Below are 21,309 nucleotides of genomic sequence, written 5' to 3'. Positions count from 1 at the left end.
CCTATTATTTGGCTCTCAGTTATTTAGAAAGAATTTCAATGATTTTCTGCTTTGTTTCTTCTTCACCCAGACCAGTCAAAAACGATGCGCCTAAAACACTTGGGACACCAAAATCAGTATCTACCTTCATGCTCGTTACGATAAGATCCGCTTTACTTACCTCATACGTGAGTTCTGAAAGAGTACATTGTGTGACATTGCTTTCAATGTTTGCTTCATCGAGTAATCTGCGAACCTTATCTGCAATAAGTGTTGACGTTGCAATCCCCCCGCCACAAGCCACAATTACTTTTTTCATAATTTTTTACCCCTCTCCAAATAAATAATTTAGGATATATCTCGTAAACTTGATAATCTACTTACCAAGCATTACTTCTAAGGAAGACCGGAAATTCTTTACTTTGTTCATGAACTCTTCTACTCTTTTTTGATCAACATGATTTTCAAATTTCCCATCATATTTAAAAGCTGTCCCGACTACAGCACCATCCGCAATCGACAACTGTTCTTCTAAATTATTTAATCTGACTCCAGTATTAGCCAATACAACAGTCTCTGGAACAATGTCTTTAACCTTTTTTAAGATTTGAGAATCTGTTTGTTCCCCAGCTGTTAGACCTGATACACAAAGTGCGTCAGGACGATTATTAAAAACAGTGGACTTAGCAATGTCCTCAATACTGCGATCAGCCATATACTTGGCTGCTTCCGGTAAAATATTAAAAAGTAATTTAACATTTTCTGCCCCAATTCGGTGTTGATGTCTAACCGTTTCACCTACGTTCGTATTCCATATACCGAAATCACTCGCATATGTACCTGTAAAAATTTCACGGACAAATTTTGCTCCGGTTGCAACTGCTAAATCAAGCGACAGCTTACCATCCCATAAAACATTAACACCAAATGGAACCTTTATTTCATGCAACAATTCACCTATCACCCTCGCCATTGCAGCGACTGTTTCCGGCTTTACCTTTGTTAAATACGGGAGGCTGAATTCGTTCGAAAACATAACTGCATCCACCCCTCCATCTTGAAGAGCATGCAGATCTTTTCTAGCCATTTCAACTACATATTCCATCCCCTTTTTACTATCGTAATAAGGATCTCCAGGTAATGGCTGTAAATGACACATTGCAATGATTGCTTTTTCAGTTCCAATTACATCTTTTAACCAGGTCATGGTATCTTCTCCTTTATTTAGCCTTTTTGGCTTCTATTTTTAGTTTGGGAGTTTCGATGATAATTCCAATTTCTTCGAACCTTTTTACATCTGCCTCAGACAGCTTGTTATCGGTAATAATCCTGTCCAGGATGTCTATGCTAGCAATTTTTGTAAAAGCGGCTTTGTTAAACTTCCTGCTATCAGCAAGCAAAATCTTTTCTTTAGCCACCTCTATCATGGTCTTTTTTATATTGGTCTCCTCGATATTTGAGTTAGTGAGCCCCAATTTAAAATCAACAGCATCAGCTCCTAAAAAAACTTTGTCTACATTTAACTGATTTAAAATATTTTCTGCAAAAGGACCTATTAAACTATAAACGCCATTTCTTTTTTGACCCCCAATTACTACGAGGTCAATATTTTCGTTATCACTCAGCGTCATCGCAATTTTTATATCATTGGTAATGACTGTAATGTTTTTCAGCATCAGCATTTTTCTAGCCAGCATTAATGTAGTGGTCCCAGAATCTAATAGAATCGTTTCACCAGAAGTAATATGGTTTACCGCTAGTTCCGCAATTTCCTCTTTTTCAGCAATGGCTTCTTTTTCTTTTACTCTGTTCTTTGGCTCAAAGTTTGTCCCTTTGCGTCTTTTGCTTGCAGCCCCGCCATGAACGCGAATAATTAAATTTTGTCTTTCAAGCTCCTTTAAGTCTCTTAAAACTGTTGGCTTGGAAACATCAAAAGCCTCAATCAATTCTGGAATATTGACCGTTCCTTTTTCATCAATAAATTCCAAAACTTTTTCTAATCTCTCAATTTGAAGCATTTTATCACCTTTGCTTTAATTTTATGGTAACCTTGTGATTTTTTATGATTTATTTTGATTTGTTTTGATACTAACATGATATATTTTAACTTGCAATACTCTTTTTAATTTTTAGAAAATATTTTTATAAATACTACCCTTACCAATCAATAAAAGAAAAAACACCTCTTTATCAAATAGCTGTCCCCGCCATCAAGGTAAATTTACCGATGACATTGACCCATTTATTAGCATAAGTATGTAGAGAAATGGAGTGAACAACAATGGCATCTCAAACAGATAGTAAAAAGGAAACGAAAGATAAAAATACTGCAGACAATCAGGAATTGATTTTACAACTGGAAAAATAAGTTTCCATTGCACTTTGGATTCAATTTATTGGTCAAATAATGGAGGCCATCCTTTTATCAAAAATTGCATCGATTAGTGAGGAAGTTAGATCAGATCCAAATGAAAGACAAATCATACAGGGAGCTTGGTTTCAAACCATAGGACAATTTATGGAAAGCATGGGTGCGACACAACAAGTTATGACAACGGATGAAAATATCAGGAAAGAAACGCAAAAAATCACAACTTTAGGGGATTGGATACAAGCTGTCGGTACGGTACTTGAAGCACATGGAGGAAGTCAAATTATTGTCGAGGAAGAAAAAAGAGAGAGTGACACCTAATTTTTTTATTCGATAAAAAGGTCTGTTTTCCAGGATTCGGCTTCATATTTTTTTATAAAAGAAAACTTGGCCAGCGCCAAGCATTTAGGTGCAGGCAATTGCCTGGTTGCACTTATCACGCTCGAAACGCCACATCCTAATGTATCGCTACACAGGTCAACCAGGTGCGTCGTACTTTATTCCTAAAAATTTTGACTGCGTCGAATATGCTTCATTGCTAAAATTTTTTACTTGTCGCTAAAGTAAAAAAAGAAGCCTTCCCACAAAATCTCATGGGAAGGTCTATTCATCAAATCACATACTCCCGATACTTCTCAAAATCACTTTTCCTGCATTTTAAGCTTAGTTTCGTTCCTTCAATTTCGTAACTGATTGACAGAATACTTGCATATTGATTCAAATAGGAAACGAGCCCGCCCTCATCAAATGGAATCAGCATTTCACATTGAATATGGTCCTTTGTTGTAATCTCACTAATCATATCAATCAGCTCCTCAATCCCTGCACCTTGTTTGGCGGAAAGATAGAGTCGATTCCCTTTTTTCAATGGGAACTTACAATCTGTTAAGTCTGCCTTATTGAAAGCATAGATCATTGGAATATGGTCGATTCCCATTTCTTCTAACGTTTTATTTGTGACATTGATTTGCTCCTGGTAGTACGGACTTGAATAGTCAACAACATGAATCAGGAGGTCAGCAGATGCAGCTTCCTCTAGAGTCGAACGGAAGGCTTTTACTAGGTGATGCGGTAATTTATCGACGAAACCTACCGTATCCGCTAACAGGAATGATTGATTTTTCGGCAGATTCATTTTTCGTACAGACGTGTCTAACGTAGCAAAAAGCATATCTTTTTCCAATACTTGTTTATCCAAAGAGGCATTATTTTTCTTTACCAATGCATTCATAATCGTAGATTTTCCTGCATTGGTATAGCCAACTAAGGATACAAGGGGTATCCCGCTCTTATTCCGCAGATTTCGCTGCACCTCACGCTGACTTACTAAACTTTCTAATTCTTTGTTTAAAAAAGAGATCTTTTCCTCAATTTTTCTGCGATCGAGTTCCAGTTTAGTTTCCCCTGATCCTCGATTTCTCAGACCAACTCCCCCGCCTTGCCTTCCAAGTGCCTCTCCTTGACCGACAATCCGCGGCAGCATGTATTTTAAATGGGCTACCTCAACCTGAAGCATAGCTTCTCTTGTTTTCGCCCTTCTTTCAAAAATCGCTAAAATTAACATCGTTCGGTCGATGACTCCGCAGTTAAACGCTTCTTCGAGATTTCGAGTCTGGGTCGGAGATAATTCATCATTAAAAATTACCATATTCGCATTTGTTTCTTTCCGAAGCTCAATCGTTTCCTGAAGCTTCCCTGACCCGATGTAATGAGCTTTATGAATTTTGCTGAGATTTTGAGTCACTTCCCCTGCTACTTCTATGTCACAAGCAGCAGCCAAATTTTTCAATTCCATCATCGAATACTGGAAGTGATCCTGGTCATACAGATTCACACCAACAAGGAGTGCTTTCTGTTTTTCTGTCATATTTTATTCCTCCATTTCATCAAACATAAAAAAACACAGACTAGTCCCGCCTGTGCTTTCAGTAAATGGAAGAGGTCCAAAAAAGATACTTCTTCCCTGCAATCATAAAATGGGTATACCTCTCCCATTTGGGCAGGGAAATATGCGGATTTACTTTTTTGAAAACAGCAAAAAGAGGGGAGAATTCGTCCCCTCTTATCTTTTCATACCGTAAAATAAAAGGCTTCCTAAAAGTAGGCAGACCAATCCCATTTACTCTGCACAACCGGCAGAGACTTGAACGATTCAATTATCTGTTCAAACTTTGGAATCGCAATCTGCAATACTTCAATTGGAAACCCTCCATTTCTTTTAGAATATTTTTATATTAACATTCTAGGACTTGGAAATCAATGGTATAATTGTAAAAAGAGGTGAAAATATTAGGTACCTTTAATATCATTGTGTTTTTGTGGCAAGTCTCCTTTTTGTTTCTATCCTTCTATTTATTAATGGTTTATTCAGCCAGTCATGGCTTTCCATGCTCATCAGCTTCATGACCTTTCTGCAAATTGCCTATTATTTACTTGGTGTGGAAAATGGCTGGAGACTGATAGGATTGATTCCTGTTCTAATGCTAATTTTGACTGTATTTTTTTCGAATCAAAAAAGAAAGCAGCGCACACTGTTGTATTGCCAACTGAACAAATTTTATATCTTGAAAAATACTGCATGATTTGGGGGAGACCAGTGAACCATTATGATAGGCAGTTAGAAGAAAGTTGGAAGGTCAATAGTAAGGCTTGGACTGAGTCTATCCGCTATGAAAAGATCATTAGCAGAAAAACCGTTACAAACCCTGCGATTATCCAAACAATCCTGTCCCAAATGCCTCAATCGGTCCTTGACGTTGGCTGTGGAGAAGGCTGGCTTGCACGAGAACTGGCACAAAAAGGCATTCATGTTGTCGGGATTGATAGCAGCGAACCTTTGATTGATGAGGCCAAGAAACTGGGTGGCGGTGAATTTCACTGTATGAACTACGATGCGTTTTCAGATCACCCAACTGTGGTTGGAGCCGAATTTGATGTGGCTGTATTTAATTTCTCGCTTCTCTCTGAACAGATTCAACCAGTCCTTTATGCTAGCAAACAAGTAATAAAGAATTCTGGCAGGATTATCATTCAAACCCTTCACCCCATTTCTGTTATCAAAATGAGAAAAATCGGTATGAGAATGGCTGGAGAATTGAGAAGTTTGATGGTATGGGTGAAGGATATCAAGCAAGTATGCCATGGTATTACAGAACTCTTGCGTCGTGGGTTCAAGAACTTGGTCTGGCTGGATTCCAACTGTCGGATTGCCTTGAACCGGTTGATCCTAATGAAGGGAAACCTCTTTCGCTTATTTTAATTGCAGAATCTAAATAGAATTAACAGAGCGAGTCTTTCGTTTACAGGAAAGGCCGTTCATTTACTCAATGTACCAAACCTAGAAGCTAATGTTCACATACGCAGACCTTGTGGTTTAAAAACCATTATAAAAAGGTGAAAGCACCTATAAAGGAGGATTTTCACCTTTTGGTTCTCTTAATGTATCAGAGGTAAAAGACCTGCAAGTTCCAGATGTATGACAAGATCTTTATACCGATCAGTCAATAGCTTATTATTCATTGCATTATTTATCAATTTCAATCACATAAGGAAAAACAAACACGTCTCCATTAAACTTAAATTCTGCCCAAACTTTGTATAATCCAGGTTGGTCAAAACTTGTAGCAAATACTGGTTCCTCTCCCTTAAGCGGGTGAACATGTATATATTCGTTTGCAGCTTCATCCAAAATCACGACATGTCCAAGGGCACCAAGATACTGTTCAGGTTTAGTACCATTCAAATCAAACGATAGTTTTATTTCTTCATTCACGTTTAATGAACTAGGGTTCATTGTAACTTGATATTTATCTTTTTTGACAGTCATACTTTCACTTGGTTTAAGTGTTGCATATTGATGATCACCTCTGTGATTTTCCCCAATTGTAAAAGAAATAGGATTTACTTGATAAGTTTTACCTATCGGTTTTATATCTATAAATGCTTTATATTCACCATCTGGGAGTTCTTGATTTACTTCAAACATCCCAGCCCCAATCTTTTCTGGATGGAGATGTTTATATAATTCCATATCAGAACTTATGATGATTAAATGAAGTAGTTTCTCGTGATTGACTTCTAATTCATCAAACAATTCACCTGTTTTATCTTTAATTGCTATTGATAACTTACTATCCTTTACCTCCAAATTTGTTTGAATGTCGCTGTTTCCTTCAGTTGCCTTAGCATTGTGTTCACTATGGCTGCTTTCATCATCTGTGTGCGGCTGTGTATGATCTTCTTGATGATTATTAGTAATTGGGTTCATACTGGCGTAAACACTGTATGCACCAATTACAACTCCAAGATACAGAATTGCTGAGATAGACCAAACTAGCAAGGTTTTTTGTTTCATTTTTTTACCTCATTTCTATTTAAGATTTTAATTTAATAGTTGTAATTTAAAACTATGGAGGGGTATATCCCTATTCAAAAGAGATCGTGCTGATATCAGCACGATCATTTGTTTCTCATTAGTGGCAACTCTCTCCTTGGTTTGGCTGTTCCTCTATATCATATCCTTGATCTTCAATTACTTCTTTTATTTCTATCAAACTGACAGTATTAGGATCAAACGTTAGGTCTACTTTACCTTCACTTAAATTCACTTTTACAGATTCTACACCATTTAGTTTCCCCACATTTCCTTCAATCGATCTAATGCAATGTCCACAAGACATTCCCTTAACATTTAGTGTTGTTTGATTCATAATTATTACCTCCTAATTAGTTGTGTTTAATTAACACTACACGTTACCCTCGTAGGGTTATTAATAACAATTGATTTTTTACCCTCTCTAGTATTGCAACATTTCCAGCACGAATTATGATTTGGTCACAAATTTTATAATTGCTTCTTCATTTGCATCTGGAGCCGTAACACGATCTACTTCTTTCCCGTTTTTAAAAAGGATAAGTGTCGGTATACTCATGACTCCAAATTTTTGTGCCAAGTCAAGTGACTTGTCAACATCCACGTCAAAGAATGCTACCGTATCTCTTAACTGTTCCTCAACGTTTTCAACAATAGGAGCCAGTTGTCTGCATCCTGGACACCAGACTGCTGTAAACTTTAGAAGAATAGGCTTATTCATTTCTTTTATTTGATGCTCAAACTCATATAAATTCATTTGCTTTAACATAGAAATTCCTCCTTAAAATATGGAAATTTTTGAGGCTCATACTCCTTTCGATTTCTTTCATTATTTTTCTGTTTCTAAAGCAGTCATACATCCAGTTCCCGCCGGTGTAATTACTTGTCGATAAACTTAGAATAATTTTTGATTTAGCTATACCCTTTGTAAACGTACGGCATTTAAAACAACGGAAACTGAAGTTCCTGTATTTTTTACTTATTCACTATATACCCACAAGGGGTATATTTTCTTGAAAAATAAAACGTGCTACAATCAGCACTTTTTCTAATTATATTGTACTTCATAACCCGCATCATCAATAGTTTGGCCTCCCCTCATTAATTTTTGAATGGTGATTAGCACCTCATCTAAGACCTCATCATCCCCATCCTGGACTCTTTCCAGTACACAAGTCTTCAAATGACCCCCTAATAAAATTTTAGCAACACTGGTTAAGGCCGATTGAGTAGCAGCAATTTGCGTAATCACATCATCGCAATACGTGTCCTTTTCTATAAGACCTTTAATCCCGCGAATTTGTCCTTCGATTCTATTTAATCTGGCATATAAATTTGCCTTTACTTCATCTGAATGATGACTTTTTCTTTCGCTGGAGCAGCAGGCATCAACATTTAGTATTTCTTCATTATTAAGGTTAAGTGACATTAGCAGCACCTCCTTGATATATTTTAAATACCCAGTTAGGGTATAACATTGCCTTGATTCAAGGTTAATATACCTATTAGGGGTATGTCAATTGTTTTTCATTAATTTTTTCATAAAATTTTCTCCATTTAATTTTCCATATAAAAAGCATTTTTAATATGTACAATCCTTCAAATTAAATGAAAAAGAGCCTATTCCAAAGAATAAACTCTTTTCTAAGCGGAAAACGGACTTTGTAAGAGAGTATAACATTACAAGCCTTGCTCCATTACATCGGTCTCGTGTATTTTTTTGCCCTTTGGCTGTCACTTATACCCTTCGTTGTTGGATCCACTAGCCCGCCAATACCGAAGAATGTAAAAGCAATTAAGTTCACAATTCCTAATAAACCATTTACGGCATCATCAGAAATAGTAAAGCCTATTGGATATATAAAAGTGTTAATAAAAGATAAAATCGCTTGGGTAAGAAAAATAAGACCTGGGATAAAAACAGTAAAAATAAACACTGGATTTTTAAACCGTACCTTCCAGTTAAACAAGCTTTCCACCCCCTATCGATTTATTGGATTCTATTACTATACTTATATGCAGCTTGTCTCCTTTTGGATAAGGGCATTCGGTTATCCCTTTTAAAATCTATTTCATCACCTAGAAAGTCTTGCCCTGCGTGTCATTATAAAGTGGTGACAGTCTCGCTTCCCTATGACACAATAATGTAAAAAAAGGAGTTTGTAATGAGGTATTTGAGAGAGTCTGATGAAAAGTCCATCTTTGAAATGAGAATCGCCCGATTTTACCGTGATATCGAAAAGTATTGTTACACTATCGCTTCCACTAAATGGGACGGTGAAGATTTATTTCAGGAAACCCTTATGAAGATTTACCTAACTTTAAAGAAACGGCCAGACATGGTACTAACTAAACGATATATTTACCTAACAGCCAAACATTTGTGGATTGATCAGCAACGAAGAAAAAAAGCAGATATGATAGATATACATACTATTAGTGGAGAAATTGGGAATAAGAATTGCAATATTGATTTGAGAGAATCTCTAGAGCAATTGGCAGACTATCTGTCTATTAAACAATTTGTCATTGTTTTGTTAATCGATGTATTTGAATTTACAGCCAAAGAAACGGCAACCTTATTGAATGAAACAGAATCCAATATCCACACCACCTTGCATCGAGCCCGGCAGACGCTCAGCTATTATTCAAAAGTTTCTCAGCTAATCACCGATGAAAAAAATCATGGACAGCCCATAAATACAAATCCTATAAATCCCACTTTGTTTGAAGACTTTTTGGCAGCATTTCGCGAAAGAAACCCAAGAGCTATTTTTGAAGGGTATCTATCTCTAGTTGCTCATCAGGTCATTTTAAAAAGAATAAAACAAAATGGCTATACCCTCTGTTTTCAAATACAAGATCCAGACGGAAATATTATTACGATATCTGCTTAAATAAAATTTTGATATACATGTAAGAAATCTAATAAAAACCTCGTTACTTGTTATGGAAACAAAAAAAGGAGGTTTTTGAGTATGAATGAATGATTGGGTGTCTTTATACCCGTAAAGACTTAGAAGAATAATACAATGGTATATAATAATGGATTTCTTTGGGTGTCTGCAATAAAAAAAAAGAGGCTGTAGCAATGTTAAAATAGGAGTGGAAATCATATGAGTAAAGATATATTTGGAGTAGGAATTTTTATTCCAGTTAGCGATTTAGATACTTCAACCAAGTGGTATCAAAACATGTTTGGATTTGAAATTCTGCATAAGGATGAACCAGAAGCAAATGTATTGAAAATGGGAGACGGAACTGTTTTATTTTGTTTAGTAAAATCAACAGATATTACCCAGCCGACTTTCCCAAAAAACAATTATGATGTAGATCATTATTTTAACTTTCATACAAATGATGTAGAAAAGTCATATCAAAACTTTTTAAACAAAGGGGCAAATGTGAGTGAAATTCATGAGTATGATGGGATTAGAGGCTTTAGTCTTTTTGATCCAGATGGGAATCGTTTTGGGGTTGTGAAGTAAAAAATTTATCATCTGAATTTATAAATAATAGCCTTGTCTCTAAGGAGATAAGGCTATCTTTGTGCTCAACCTTGCAACATTTCGCAACCAAACTAGAAAACCCGAGAGGTGACAGGAGCAGCATTTCCCGCTAAAATAAGAGTAAGCAACTGAATAGCTTTGGCTACTAGGGGTGCCCGATGCGCGGGCTGAGAAGAAAACCGATCTGTTTTTTACCCTTCGGACCTGATCTGGGTTATACCAGCGTAGGAAAGTAGTGTTTGTGCAGTGTTTTTTCTTTTGCATACATATACCTTTCTGCCAGGTCCGACATGGATCTGGTTTTTTTTGTCCGGAGCTCCCCTATTCGAGGCTCGGTTGATGACATCTATGAGGAGGATTTACATATGAGACTGCAAGACCAAGTTGTATTAGTTACAGGAGGAAGCAGAGGTTTAGGGCGTGAGACTGTTCAGGCATTTGCTCGAGAAGGTTCTCGTGTAGTTATTAACTATTTTGGCAGTGAAGAAAAAGCATATGAATTAAAAAGAGAGATTGGCGAGAGTGCGGTTGCAATCCGTGCTGATGTCCGTGATCCAATCCAGGTGCGGAACCTTTTTAAAGAGGCTCATAAATACTTTGGCTTCCCTGTTACAACGATTGTTAATAATGCATTAGTGAATTTTCGATTTGATCCTGTCTCCAAGAAAGATGCCTTTTCCATTGGCTGGGAAGATTATCAAGGGCAGCTTGAAGGAGCAATCCGCGGGGCGTTGAATACCCTTCAGGCAGGATTGAATGATATGAAAGCACTAGGATTCGGGCGTGTGATTTCAATTGGCACCAATTTATTCCAGCATCCGGTCGTTCCTTATCATGATTACACTACAAGTAAAGCGGCACTCGTTGGCTTCACCAGAAATATGGCCAATGAATTAGGTCAATATGGGATAACAGTCAATATGGTTTCAGGTGGATTACTTAAGGTAACTGATGCAAGTTCGGCAACGTCTGACGAAGTTTTTCAATTAATCGAAAACTCTACTCCTATAAGAAAAGTCACAGATCCCGCTGAGGTAGCGGATGCGGTTGTATTTTTTGCTTCGCCATGGGCTAGAGCAGTCACTGGGCAGAATTTGATCGTCGATGGCGGTCTTGTCATGCAATAATTCATGAGGAGGAATCTAGATTTGAACGTTCAAGAGATTAGCAGTTTATTAGAAAAGCTAAGAGAAACCAATCCGCTCATTCATAACATTACAAATGTGGTTGTGACCAATTTTACCGCTAATGGGCTCCTTGCTATTGGTGCTTCTCCAGTGATGGCCTATGCCCATGAGGAAGTGGCGGATATGGCGAAAATAGCAGGTGCCCTGGTTTTAAATATAGGTACCTTAACGGCAGAAGCAGTGGAAAGCATGCTGATTGCGGGCCGGTCTGCTAATGAGCATGGTGTTCCTATCATTTTTGACCCAGTCGGTGCAGGAGCTACCCCTTTTCGCACAGAGACAGCGAAAAAGTTACTAAAGGAGCTTGAGATATCCATTATGAGAGGCAATGCAGCAGAAATTGCGAATGCAGGCGGCCTTTCCTGGCAGATTAAAGGGGTGGACGCGGGAGAAACTCCCGGAAATACGATTGAAATGGGAGTAGAAGTAGCAATGAATCTGAACACCGGTATCGTGATTACTGGCAAACAAGATGTGATTACAGATGGTGAAACAGTTTACACCGTAAACAATGGTCACCCTTATTTAACGAAAGTCACTGGTACAGGATGTCTCCTCACTTCTGTTATAGGCGCATTTGCTGCTTTGGAAAAAGAACCTATAAAAGCAGCCGTTGCTGCTATAGTGGTGTACGGTGTTGCAGCAGAAATCGCAGCCGAAAGAGTAGACGGTAAAGGTCCCGGCACGTTCCAGATTGAATTTTTAAATGCTCTGCATTCAGTTGGAGCTCAAGACATTGAAAAGTTCGCTTCATTTGAAAAGATAAAATAAGGAGGTATTCCCATGAACGTAAAAAAGGCATTAACCATTGCAGGCTCTGACAGCGGCGGCGGTGCAGGTATACAGGCTGACTTAAAAACGTTTCAGGAGCTCGGTGTTTTTGGCATGTCTGCGCTGACTGCTGTTACCGCGCAAAATACGTTAGGAGTTCAGGGTGTTTATCCAATGACAGCAGAGGCGGTCCAACAACAAATTCAATCCGTAGCCGATGATCTTCATCCCGATGCGGTTAAAACGGGGATGCTCTTTAGTGCAGAAATTATCGAAATGGTAGCAGCTGAAATTGCACGAAACCGCTGGAAAAATATCGTAATTGACCCGGTTATGATTGCAAAAGGCGGGGCCCGTCTGCTACTGAATGATGCAATTTCCGCGATGAAGGAATTTCTTCTCCCATTATCTTTAGTCATTACGCCAAATATCCCAGAAGCAGAGGTCCTGACGGGTCGTATCATTAAAACAGAACAAGACAAAAGAGAAGCAGCACAAGCATTACACGAGCTCGGTGCGAAGCATGTTCTTTTAAAAGGCGGCCATGACGGTGATAAAAATTTGGCTAGCGACCTTTTATTTGATGGAAAAGAATTTTTTGAACTTAAAAGCCCCAGGGTCTCAACTAAAAACACACACGGAACCGGCTGCACATTTTCTGCAGCGATTACAGCAGGACTTGCTGACGGCATGAGTGTTCTACAAGCATCAGAGCGTGCGAAATTATTTATCCAAGCTTCAATCGAAGACGATCTTCAGCTTGGCAGCGGTCATGGTCCAACTAACCACTGGGCTTTTAATAAGCGGAAAAAGGAAGAATTGGTTCATGGAAAGAATTAGGGATGATTATTTAAGAGAGTTGCTTAGAGTGTATTTTATCATGGGCAGTCCCAATTGTTATCAGGCATCTGAAGCTGTGCTAGAGGCTGCGATTCAAGGAGGCATCACCCTCTTTCAGTTTCGCGAAAAAGGAAAAGGATGCCTTCAAGGTGAGGAAAAGCTGCGCCTTGCCCAAAGGCTGCAAACGATTTGTAAATCATACAACATCCCCTTTATCGTCAATGATGATATCGAGCTTGCCCTTGAAATAGATGCTGATGGTGTTCATATCGGCCAGGAGGATGAGCCGGCTGATGCCGTTCGAATAAAGATTGGCCACAAAATTCTCGGGGTATCTGCGCATAACCTGACGGAGGCTGAAAAGGCTATTGCTGCAGGGGCCGATTACTTAGGGATTGGTCCCATTTATCCCACGACAACGAAGGAAGATGCCAAAGCTGCTCAAGGAATAAGTTTTCTAAAAGAGTTGAGACAGACTGGTATTGATATCCCTCTTGTCGGGATTGGCGGGATTACCGCCAGTAATGCAAGTCCGGTTATTCGAGCTGGTGCGGACGGGGTTTCGGTTATTACTGCGATCAGCCATGCAGAGGATCCTAAGGCCGCTGCCAGATTATTAAGGGAAGCTGTTTTAGCTGGCATATAAAAAAATGCCCTGATCCAGATTGGATTAGGGCATTTAATTCTCCGTCTCATTATACAAATGGCAAGCGACCCAATGATTTGTACCAGTTTCCTGAAAGGCTGGTTTTTCACTCGCACACCTTTCAAATGCATACGGGCATCTTAATCGGAACGGACATCCAGAGGGAGGATTCGAGGGATCCGGTACATCTCCTTGTAAAATGATTCTTTCTCTTTTTTCCTTCATATCTAATGACGGAATTGCCGATAAGAGGGCTTTTGTGTACGGATGAAGCGGATTTTCGTATAAATCAGTTGTGTCCGCGAGCTCCATCATTTGTCCCAAATACATAACCCCGACCCGGTCACTGATATGCTTGACCACATTCAAATCATGAGAAATAAAAATATACGTTAATTCAAATTCTTCCTGAAGCTGAATCAGCAAATTTAAGATTTGCGACTGGATCGATACGTCCAACGCGGATACAGCTTCATCTAAAATGACCACTTCGGGTTTAACAATTAACGCTCTCGCAATACTGATCCGTTGCCTTTGCCCGCCGCTAAATTCGTGGGGATAGAGTTTTAGCTGATCCCTGGATAACCCGACTTTTTCAATCATCTCCCCCGCTATTTCAACAGCTTCTTTACGGGTTGCCAGTTTATGAGTCAGCAATGGTTCGATCAATAGCTCTTTAACTGTCATTCGCGGGTTTAACGAGCTAAACGGATCTTGAAATATCATTTGCAGGTCTCTTCTCATTTTCCGAAATTGACCTTTAGAAATATCTAGAATATTGATGCCTTTAAAAATCACTTCCCCTTCGGTTGAATCATATAAACGCAGGATTGTTCTTCCCGTCGTAGACTTTCCGCATCCGCTTTCTCCTACTAAAGCAAGGGTTTCTTTTTTGCGTACCTCAAAGCTAATATCATCGACCGCTTTAAGGTATCCTTTTGTTTTCAATAATATCCCGGCTTTGATCGGAAAGTATTTTTTTAAATGTTTCACTTCGAGCACAACATTTTCGCTCATACCCCTTGACCCTCCTTTTCATGAAGCCAGCACTTACTTGTATGGCCCTTGGAAACCTGATACATCGGAGGCTCTGACGATTTACATCGTTCCATTGCGAACGGACAGCGACTGACAAAGCGGCATCCTAGCTGCTGATATTGAATGGGCATCGGGACATTCCCGGGAATAGAGTACAGTGTTCTTTTGCGATCCCTTAAAGACCGAATAGATTGAAGCAGACCTTGTGTATAGGGATGTGCTGGCTGGCTAAACAATTCTGCAACGGTGGATTCCTCCACGATTTGCCCCGCATACATAACCGCGACTCTTTCACACGTTTCATTGATGACACCTAAATCATGGGTAATCATCATTATGGAAGTTTCATGAGTTTCTGTTAGCTGATTCATCAAATCGAGGATTTGTGCCTGAATCGTGACATCTAGCGCAGTTGTCGGTTCGTCCGCAATTAATAATGCAGGCTCGCAAATCAACGCCAATGCAATCATGATCCTCTGCCGCATCCCTCCGGAAAGCTGATGCGGGTAGCTTTTGAAAATTTCCTTCGGACGGACAATGCCTACTTTTGTGATCATTTCAAGCCCCAGCTCTCGCATCTGTTGTTTCTCATACTTACGATGAAAACGGAGAACTTCGAGTAACTGGTGCTCAATCGTAAATAAGGGATCGAGTGCGGTCATCGGTTCTTGGAAAACCATTGATATTTCATTACCCCTGACCTTTTGCATCTCTCGGATTGAGAGTTTCGTCAGGTCTTTTTTCACCTTCGTATTTAAAGTGATACTTCCTTTTTTTATATGCAATGCATCAGGAAGCAGGTTCATAACCGCGAGCGACGTAAGACTCTTCCCGCTCCCAGACTCACCCACAATTCCGTACTTCATTTTTTTCCCGATTGCTAAATTGATATCTTTGATTACATTCACCGATTGCCTTTTGCTTTTTATATCAATGGATAGATCGTTTATTTCTAAAACAGCATTCAAGGTTCTTCTCCCCTTATTTATGGCAATTGCAACTTTTTGCGGAACTTAGCTGCAGTTTTTTAGGAACTTGGCTCTCGTTTTTCGAAACTTGCACTTTTTTATAACCTTTTATATAAAATTGAGGCCTTTTTCTAATCAAACCCTCGATTTAATCAAACTCAAAACCATTTAAACGAACTTAAAGCCATTTTATCGAACTCAGTACACGTTTAACCGAACTCAGCTCTCATTTAAAAGAACTCGTAACCGTTTAAGCAAACTGAGCCTACCGTTAAACGAACTCATTCCCGTTTTACTGAACTCAGCTTCCATTTAAACGAACTCACTCCCGTTTTACTGAACCCAGCTTCCATTTAAATGAACTCACTCACGTTTAACTGAACCCAGCTTCCATTTAAACGAACTCACATCCACCCAATAACCTACTGCCTCAACTTCGGATCGAGCAAATCCCGCAAACTATCACCCAATAAATTGAAACAGAATATGGTAAACACCGTGGCTCCAACCGGAAACAGAATCGTCCATGGCGCAAATTCCATATACGTCCGGCTTTCACTGAGCATCACACCCCAAGAGGGATCTGGAGGCTGCACCCCTAAGCCCAGAAAGCTTAAAGCCGCTTCTGTTAAAATTGCCCCCGATAAAGCAAGTGTCACTTGCACAATAAAGGGTGCCATAATATTGGGGGTAATATGTTTAAAAACGATCTTCACAGGGTGAACTCCGATCGCTACAGCACTCGCCAAATATTCATTCTCCTTTACGGAAAGCACGGCTGATCTTACAAGTCTTGTAAAAACCGGAGTAAAAACAATCCCGATCGCAATCATTGTATTGGTTAAGCTTGGACCTAATACAGCGACAATGGTTAATGCCAATAAAATATCAGGGAAAGCAAAGAATATGTCCATTATCCTCATAATGATTTGGTCTGTTTTCCCCTGAAAATATCCGCTTATTACCCCTAACACCAAGCCGAGGCTTGCCCCAATCCCCACTGCAATGATCCCGACTTTTAAAGACACCTGGGCCCCGTATAGAATCCGAGTCAAAATATCTCTTCCTAACTCATCTGTTCCAAATAAAAACTGGCTGCTGGGTCCCTCCAGCACATGATCCGTAAACATTTGATCTGGCCTATAGGGTGCGACAAACGGGGCTATGATTGCTACGATAATTACGATGGCAATTCCGATAAAACCAATTAACCCAATCTTGTCATCTAGTAATCTCTGAAAGAATCCTCTCACCTGAGATCTCACTTCCTTACCTTCAATGGCTTATTTGTACGTGATTCTTGGGTCCAAATACGAATATAGGAGGTCAACAATTAAATTGATGATGACAAAAACAAAGGCAATAAAGAGGACAGAGCCTTGTACAACGGTAAAGTCACGCTGATTAATTCCTGTCAGCACAAGTTGTCCCAAACCTGGCAATGAAAAAATCTGTTCAATGATAACCGTTCCCCCGAGTAAAACCCCGATTTGCATACCGATAATGGTTAAGATTGGTATCATCGCATTTCGTAAGGCATGATTAAAAATCACAACCCGCTCCTTTGCACCCTTAGCGCGAATGGTTCGAATAAAGTCCTGCCTCAATATTTCTAAAATGGAAGAGCGAGTCATCCTCATTACTGCACCAGCCATTGAGGTCCCTAGGACAAATGCCGGTAATAATAAAATTTGGAGATTTCGAATCGGATCCTCAAAAAAACCTACATATCCAACAGGAGGACTATAAGAAAAATAAATGGCTAGCAGTAAGATAATGACAATCGCAAAAGCAAAGTTTGGCACTGATACACCAAGTAAAGAAATGATTCTGACGGTAAAATCCGTTTTTGAATTTCGCTTTATTCCAGCAATAATTCCTAGAGGGATGGCAATAATCCAAGATATAATCGCTGCCAGAAGTGTTAACTCAAAGGTAATGGCAAAACGGCTTAAAATATCAGGAAGAATCTCTTTTCCTGTCCGCATCGATTCTCCGAAATCGCCTGTGAGTACGCCACCCATCCAATGGACATACTGCTCCAGCAGTGGTAAATCCAAGCCGAATTCCTTCCTCAGCTGTGCCAAGGCTTCAGGCGTAGCGTCCGTGCCTAAAATCGTCTGGGCGACATCACCGGGGATAATTCTTAATGTAAAAAAGACAACCACCGAGATTCCAAATAAAACAGGAACTAACATCAATAATCTTCTTAGAATGTATGCATACATCATGCTCACCCTTATTCAAAGTCGGAGGCTGCCCAAAAAAGCAGCCTCTGCTTCATCATTTTTTCGATGTCTCGACAATGTATTCGCCGTTATGCGGATATGGCGTAAAGCCTTCGACTGAATTCCGCACCGCCACGTACTTCATCGGTGACACCAGGAATAAATTTGGTGATAATTCTAGTAATCTTTCTTGCGCCTCTACATAGATTTGCTTTCTTTCATCTGGGTTGATTGCCGTTTTACCTGTTTCTACCAAGCTGTCAAATTCGCTGTCCGAGAAGCCCCATACATTGGCGGACCCATTTGTATGGAAGAAATAATTGAGGGCACGGTCTGGGTCGGTACCAGAACCGTTGCGACCTACTAAAATATCAGCCGACGTATTAGACCACGTATCGATATATTCGCCCCATTCGATTTGCTTAATCTCCGCATTGACGCCAATTTCTGCCCATTGCTGCTGCAGAATTTGCGCAGTATCCACCATGTCTGCATACGTTGATGCTGTCGTAATCGTAATATCAAATCCATCCGGATATCCCGCTTCCGTTAAAAGCTGTTTTGCTTTTTCAAGATCATTGGAATAAAGCTCATGCTGTGTTACATCTATTGCCCAATCTCCCATCGAAGGCGCAACCGGTCCAGAAATAATCGCATCCCCATTCCAGACAATGTCAGCTATACTTTGACGGTTTGTTGCTAAACTTAAAGCCTGGCGAACTTTTTCATGGTTTAACGGCTCCGCATTTACATTAAAACCAACATAGCTGTATTCTAAGGATTGATAGCTTTTTATCTGCACATTCTTTTCTTTTTCAATAAGTGCCGCAGATTGAGCGGTAAGGGTTGTTAAATCCACTTCCCCTGTGCGAATCGCCGATAATCTAGCAGCTTCTTCCTTCATTGTGTAGTAAATCACTTTGTCAAGCTTTGGTAAGCCTTCTTGGTAATAGTCTACATTTTTTTCTAAAACAACCCGATTATCAGGTACCCACTCTACCAACTTAAACGGACCTGTTCCTACTGCAACCTGCTGCAAATCCCCGTTTTCTTCTACAACTTCTTTAGGAACGATGGCTGCACTTGAATTCGTCAAATTCGCTAGAAACGTAGCATCCGTATTCTGTAGGCTAAACTGAATTTTATAGTCATCAAGGACTTTGATGCTTTCCACATTAGCAAAATAAGAAGCTATATGCGATGCCGTTTCTTCAGCTAAAATCCGCTCAAAGCTGTATTTCACATCCTCAGCCGTCATTTCCCGACCGTTGTGAAATTTTACACCTTTATGAAGATTAAAAATATACGTTTTATCATCCGGCTGCTCCCAGTCAACCGCCAAATCGCCAACTATATTCATGTTTTCATCAAATCGAACCAAACCGCTATAAATTTGCGAATAAATCCGTACTGATGAATGAGCTGGCGTCTTATGCGGATCTAACCCAGCCGGCTCCTGATCATTCGCGATTTTCAGCTCCTGCACCACGCCAGGATCATTGTTCGGTTCTTTTTCCTCACCAGTTTGTCCCTCATTCGAGCATGCCATTAAAAGTAAAATCAAACTTAAGAAAATGAAAGATAAAGCAAAACTCTTTTTTTTCATCCCCTTCTTCTCCCCCTTTTTTTAGGAAAAATAGAATACTTATTTCACTTTTTAATCTAACTGACCGAAACAACATATCAGTCCATATTGTTACAAATTATATTACTTTGCCTTTTTAGATATGCTGTGAAAATTGGGTTAACTTATTGAAACAAAGAGGTGAAATCGAAACATAGGGACGGTTCTTTCGTTTCACCTCTTTTTCATAAAATATTTCCAATTGGTACAAACTATGGAAAAACAGTTCATTGCAATTAGAGCAAAGGAGTAAATGGATGAACGGTGATCAATTAAAGCAATATGAAGAGTTAGTCAAACAAGAAAAAGAGCTATCTAACAATTGGATTGATTATTGGTTTGATTTTTCAGGATTGTATACCTGGGAATTTTGGTTTAATTTCATGATGCTCGTTGTGCCATTAATTGCGCTTTTCTTTTTTCTTGATCGCAAAAGAGCTTTCCACATTGGATTCTTTGGATACAGCATGCATGTTATTGCTCTATATTTCGATGGTTTCGGGACCAGAAATGATTTATGGGGATATCCCCATAAAGTCTTGCCCTTCTTTCCCGTCAACGTAGGGCTGGACTCCTCCCTCATCCCTGTTGTCTACATGCTCCTGTATCAATGGGTGCGTAAAACCGGGAAAAATTATTATGTTTACGCGTTCTTTGTTTCTGTTTTCTTTGCCTTCTTTTTTAAGCCGATCATGGAAGTAATGGGGTTGTTCAAATTAGGGGAAAACATGAAGTATATCTATTTATTTATGTTCTATATAGCAGGTGCTGTTGGAGCCAAGCTGGTTACTGATCTATTTCTGGCTGCTGAAAAAAGTGCAGATAAATCTAGCGAAGAAAAAAATGCCTGACACTAAAAATATAGTGTTCAGGCATTTGTATTTTCGGTTGGCGGGACTGTGTGGGAATCCGTAACATTTACATTGTACTTTTTATAATGATTTTCACCGCATATTTGGGAAGTGTGTCCATAAAGTTTTTTAAGGGAATTGATTGTTTTTCTACTTGCTATACGAGTTTTTTGTACTTGCTTTATTTCGATTGCCCCATCACTATCAAGGCAGAAATAAATTTGTCAATTTCCCTGTCCGTTGTGTTTTCAAAAAAATCTTCCAGATCTTGTTCTTTAACATCTGTAGATAATTTATTTAATAAGTATTTTTTTCATTATCTTTTAGGATGAAATCTTTATTAACATTTAATAACTCAATGATTTCTTCATATTCAAATCCTGACATATTGATTATAGTTTTAAATGCCTAAGAAAGAGGGTTTTTTTCTTTTAAATAAGCCCAACATCAGAATAAATTATTCTAGAACAAGAATTGAAGAAATAATTAAAAGATTTAGAAAATAATGTTGACACAAATTGGACACCGAGCTATTATTGAAAGCAAATAATTCATTATTAAAAAACATAGTTTTATATTATAAAACAACCAATCTCTTAAAAGGATAATTCCGAAATATTGCCCGTTAATTATGAGAACGGGGTTTTATAATATAAAACAATGAGTTTTCAGCCAAATGATAGCGGTTACAAAAAATTCTAGAGGAGAAGGCCGCTATTGAATTTTTACCCCTATTAAAACTGTATTTGCAAAAGTCTAGTGTGCCTGAACTCACGAATAGTTGCGTGGTGGCTGAATGAACAGTCGGAAAGCCAAAGGACATGTCATGTAGGGACTTGTTGCCTGCATTGGATAAGACAGGGAAAATAGCACTCCCAAAGCTGAAAACAACACCACTCAGAGCTGGAGACCACAAAGGAATAAA

Annotated in this window: 23 protein-coding genes and 1 riboswitch; of the genes, 9 read left to right on the top strand and 14 right to left on the bottom strand. The window is 39.1% G+C overall.

The annotated features are described in order from the left end of the window. Window positions 1–19: 19 nt before the first annotated feature. The 3 genes from MLE14_RS01885 to MLE14_RS01875 are packed head-to-tail and all read right to left on the bottom strand — an operon-like array spanning window position 20 to window position 1,997. Window positions 20–298 carry a PTS sugar transporter subunit IIB gene (locus MLE14_RS01885; RefSeq protein ID WP_243296559.1) on the bottom strand — a complete coding sequence of 93 codons (279 nt, stop codon included), beginning with the start codon at window positions 296–298 and terminating at the stop codon, window positions 20–22. Between the two features lie 57 nt (window positions 299–355). Further along, a complete protein-coding gene (locus MLE14_RS01880) occupies window positions 356–1,186 on the bottom strand; it encodes a BtpA/SgcQ family protein (protein ID WP_243296558.1) in 831 nt (276 codons plus the stop codon). A 13-nt stretch (window positions 1,187–1,199) separates the two neighbouring features. After that, window positions 1,200–1,997: a DeoR/GlpR family DNA-binding transcription regulator gene (locus MLE14_RS01875; protein ID WP_243296557.1), complete on the bottom strand. Its 798-nt coding sequence runs from the start codon at window positions 1,995–1,997 to the stop codon at window positions 1,200–1,202. Between the two features lie 389 nt (window positions 1,998–2,386). On the opposite strand from MLE14_RS01875, the gene MLE14_RS01870 reads away from it, so the two are divergent. Beyond that, entirely contained in the window at window positions 2,387–2,671 is a 285-nt protein-coding gene (locus MLE14_RS01870; protein WP_243296556.1) for a DUF6944 family repetitive protein, read from the top strand. Between the two features lie 289 nt (window positions 2,672–2,960). Here MLE14_RS01870 and hflX read toward each other — a convergent pair whose 3' ends face one another. Next, window positions 2,961–4,217 carry a GTPase HflX gene (hflX, locus tag MLE14_RS01865; RefSeq protein WP_243296555.1) on the bottom strand — a complete coding sequence of 419 codons (1,257 nt, stop codon included), beginning with the start codon at window positions 4,215–4,217 and terminating at the stop codon, window positions 2,961–2,963. A gap of 729 nt (window positions 4,218–4,946) precedes the next feature. Between hflX and MLE14_RS01860 the strand changes: the two genes are divergently transcribed. Beyond that, on the top strand, window positions 4,947–5,609 hold the full coding sequence (locus MLE14_RS01860) for a class I SAM-dependent methyltransferase (protein ID WP_243296554.1): 663 nt from the start codon (window positions 4,947–4,949) through the stop codon (window positions 5,607–5,609). Between the two features lie 264 nt (window positions 5,610–5,873). Here the strand turns inward: MLE14_RS01860 and MLE14_RS01855 are convergent, their stop codons facing one another. The 5 genes from MLE14_RS01855 to MLE14_RS01835 all read right to left on the bottom strand — a co-directional run bounded on the left by MLE14_RS01855 (window position 5,874) and on the right by MLE14_RS01835 (window position 8,692). Then, a complete protein-coding gene (locus tag MLE14_RS01855) occupies window positions 5,874–6,704 on the bottom strand; it encodes a hypothetical protein (protein ID WP_243296553.1) in 831 nt (276 codons plus the stop codon). Between the two features lie 118 nt (window positions 6,705–6,822). Beyond that, on the bottom strand, window positions 6,823–7,059 hold the full coding sequence (gene copZ, locus MLE14_RS01850; protein ID WP_243296552.1) for a copper chaperone CopZ: 237 nt from the start codon (window positions 7,057–7,059) through the stop codon (window positions 6,823–6,825). 114 nt (window positions 7,060–7,173) lie between these two features. Next, entirely contained in the window at window positions 7,174–7,491 is a 318-nt protein-coding gene (locus MLE14_RS01845; protein WP_243296551.1) for a thioredoxin family protein, read from the bottom strand. Between the two features lie 279 nt (window positions 7,492–7,770). Then, a complete protein-coding gene (locus MLE14_RS01840; protein WP_243296550.1) occupies window positions 7,771–8,151 on the bottom strand; it encodes a metal-sensitive transcriptional regulator in 381 nt (126 codons plus the stop codon). A 268-nt stretch (window positions 8,152–8,419) separates the two neighbouring features. Beyond that, on the bottom strand, window positions 8,420–8,692 hold the full coding sequence (locus MLE14_RS01835; RefSeq protein WP_243296549.1) for a phage holin: 273 nt from the start codon (window positions 8,690–8,692) through the stop codon (window positions 8,420–8,422). Between the two features lie 195 nt (window positions 8,693–8,887). On the opposite strand from MLE14_RS01835, the gene MLE14_RS01830 reads away from it, so the two are divergent. From MLE14_RS01830 to thiE, 6 genes are all read left to right on the top strand, one after another. Further along, entirely contained in the window at window positions 8,888–9,619 is a 732-nt protein-coding gene (locus MLE14_RS01830) for an RNA polymerase sigma factor (protein ID WP_243296548.1), read from the top strand. Between the two features lie 219 nt (window positions 9,620–9,838). Further along, a complete protein-coding gene (locus tag MLE14_RS01825; protein WP_243296547.1) occupies window positions 9,839–10,210 on the top strand; it encodes a VOC family protein in 372 nt (123 codons plus the stop codon). Window positions 10,211–10,368: 158 nt separating this feature from the next. Next, window positions 10,369–10,479, top strand: a riboswitch (TPP riboswitch). Between the two features lie 117 nt (window positions 10,480–10,596). Beyond that, window positions 10,597–11,358 (top strand): 3-oxoacyl-ACP reductase, encoded by a 762-nt coding sequence (locus MLE14_RS01820; RefSeq protein ID WP_243296546.1) that lies wholly within the window; start codon window positions 10,597–10,599, stop codon window positions 11,356–11,358. Window positions 11,359–11,379: 21 nt separating this feature from the next. Then, entirely contained in the window at window positions 11,380–12,189 is an 810-nt protein-coding gene (gene thiM, locus MLE14_RS01815; RefSeq protein WP_243296545.1) for a hydroxyethylthiazole kinase, read from the top strand. A 12-nt stretch (window positions 12,190–12,201) separates the two neighbouring features. Further along, a complete protein-coding gene (gene thiD / locus MLE14_RS01810) occupies window positions 12,202–13,029 on the top strand; it encodes a bifunctional hydroxymethylpyrimidine kinase/phosphomethylpyrimidine kinase (protein ID WP_243296544.1) in 828 nt (275 codons plus the stop codon). Continuing rightward, window positions 13,016–13,675, top strand: coding sequence for a thiamine phosphate synthase (thiE, locus tag MLE14_RS01805; RefSeq protein WP_243296543.1), 660 nt, complete (start codon window positions 13,016–13,018; stop codon window positions 13,673–13,675). Before thiD ends, thiE begins: the two co-directional genes overlap by 14 nt. 33 nt (window positions 13,676–13,708) lie before the next feature. Here thiE and MLE14_RS01800 read toward each other — a convergent pair whose 3' ends face one another. From MLE14_RS01800 to MLE14_RS01780, 5 genes are all read right to left on the bottom strand, one after another. Then, window positions 13,709–14,692 carry an ABC transporter ATP-binding protein gene (locus MLE14_RS01800; protein WP_243296542.1) on the bottom strand — a complete coding sequence of 328 codons (984 nt, stop codon included), beginning with the start codon at window positions 14,690–14,692 and terminating at the stop codon, window positions 13,709–13,711. Then, the gene (locus MLE14_RS01795) at window positions 14,689–15,681 is read right to left on the bottom strand and encodes an ABC transporter ATP-binding protein (RefSeq protein ID WP_243296541.1); all 993 of its coding nucleotides are present in this window, start codon (window positions 15,679–15,681) and stop codon (window positions 14,689–14,691) included. Before MLE14_RS01795 ends, MLE14_RS01800 begins: the two co-directional genes overlap by 4 nt. Before the next feature lie 422 nt (window positions 15,682–16,103). Then, window positions 16,104–16,946 carry an ABC transporter permease gene (locus tag MLE14_RS01790; protein ID WP_243296540.1) on the bottom strand — a complete coding sequence of 281 codons (843 nt, stop codon included), beginning with the start codon at window positions 16,944–16,946 and terminating at the stop codon, window positions 16,104–16,106. Window positions 16,947–16,964: 18 nt separating this feature from the next. Then, the gene (locus tag MLE14_RS01785; RefSeq protein WP_243296539.1) at window positions 16,965–17,909 is read right to left on the bottom strand and encodes an ABC transporter permease; all 945 of its coding nucleotides are present in this window, start codon (window positions 17,907–17,909) and stop codon (window positions 16,965–16,967) included. A 55-nt stretch (window positions 17,910–17,964) separates the two neighbouring features. Beyond that, a complete protein-coding gene (locus MLE14_RS01780) occupies window positions 17,965–19,515 on the bottom strand; it encodes an ABC transporter substrate-binding protein (protein WP_243296538.1) in 1,551 nt (516 codons plus the stop codon). 275 nt (window positions 19,516–19,790) lie between these two features. Here MLE14_RS01780 and MLE14_RS01775 point away from each other — a divergent pair, with 275 nt between their 5' ends. Then, window positions 19,791–20,384, top strand: a complete 594-nt coding sequence (locus MLE14_RS01775) for a CBO0543 family protein (RefSeq protein WP_243296537.1) — start codon at window positions 19,791–19,793, stop codon at window positions 20,382–20,384. Window positions 20,385–21,309: the final 925 nt, after the last annotated feature.

Source organism: Bacillus litorisediminis, assembly GCF_022808645.1.
Taxonomy (GTDB): domain Bacteria; phylum Bacillota; class Bacilli; order Bacillales; family JC228; genus Bacillus_BF; species Bacillus_BF litorisediminis.
Note: the sequence above shows the minus strand (reverse complement) of the source record. Positions and strands in the feature narration are given on the sequence as shown.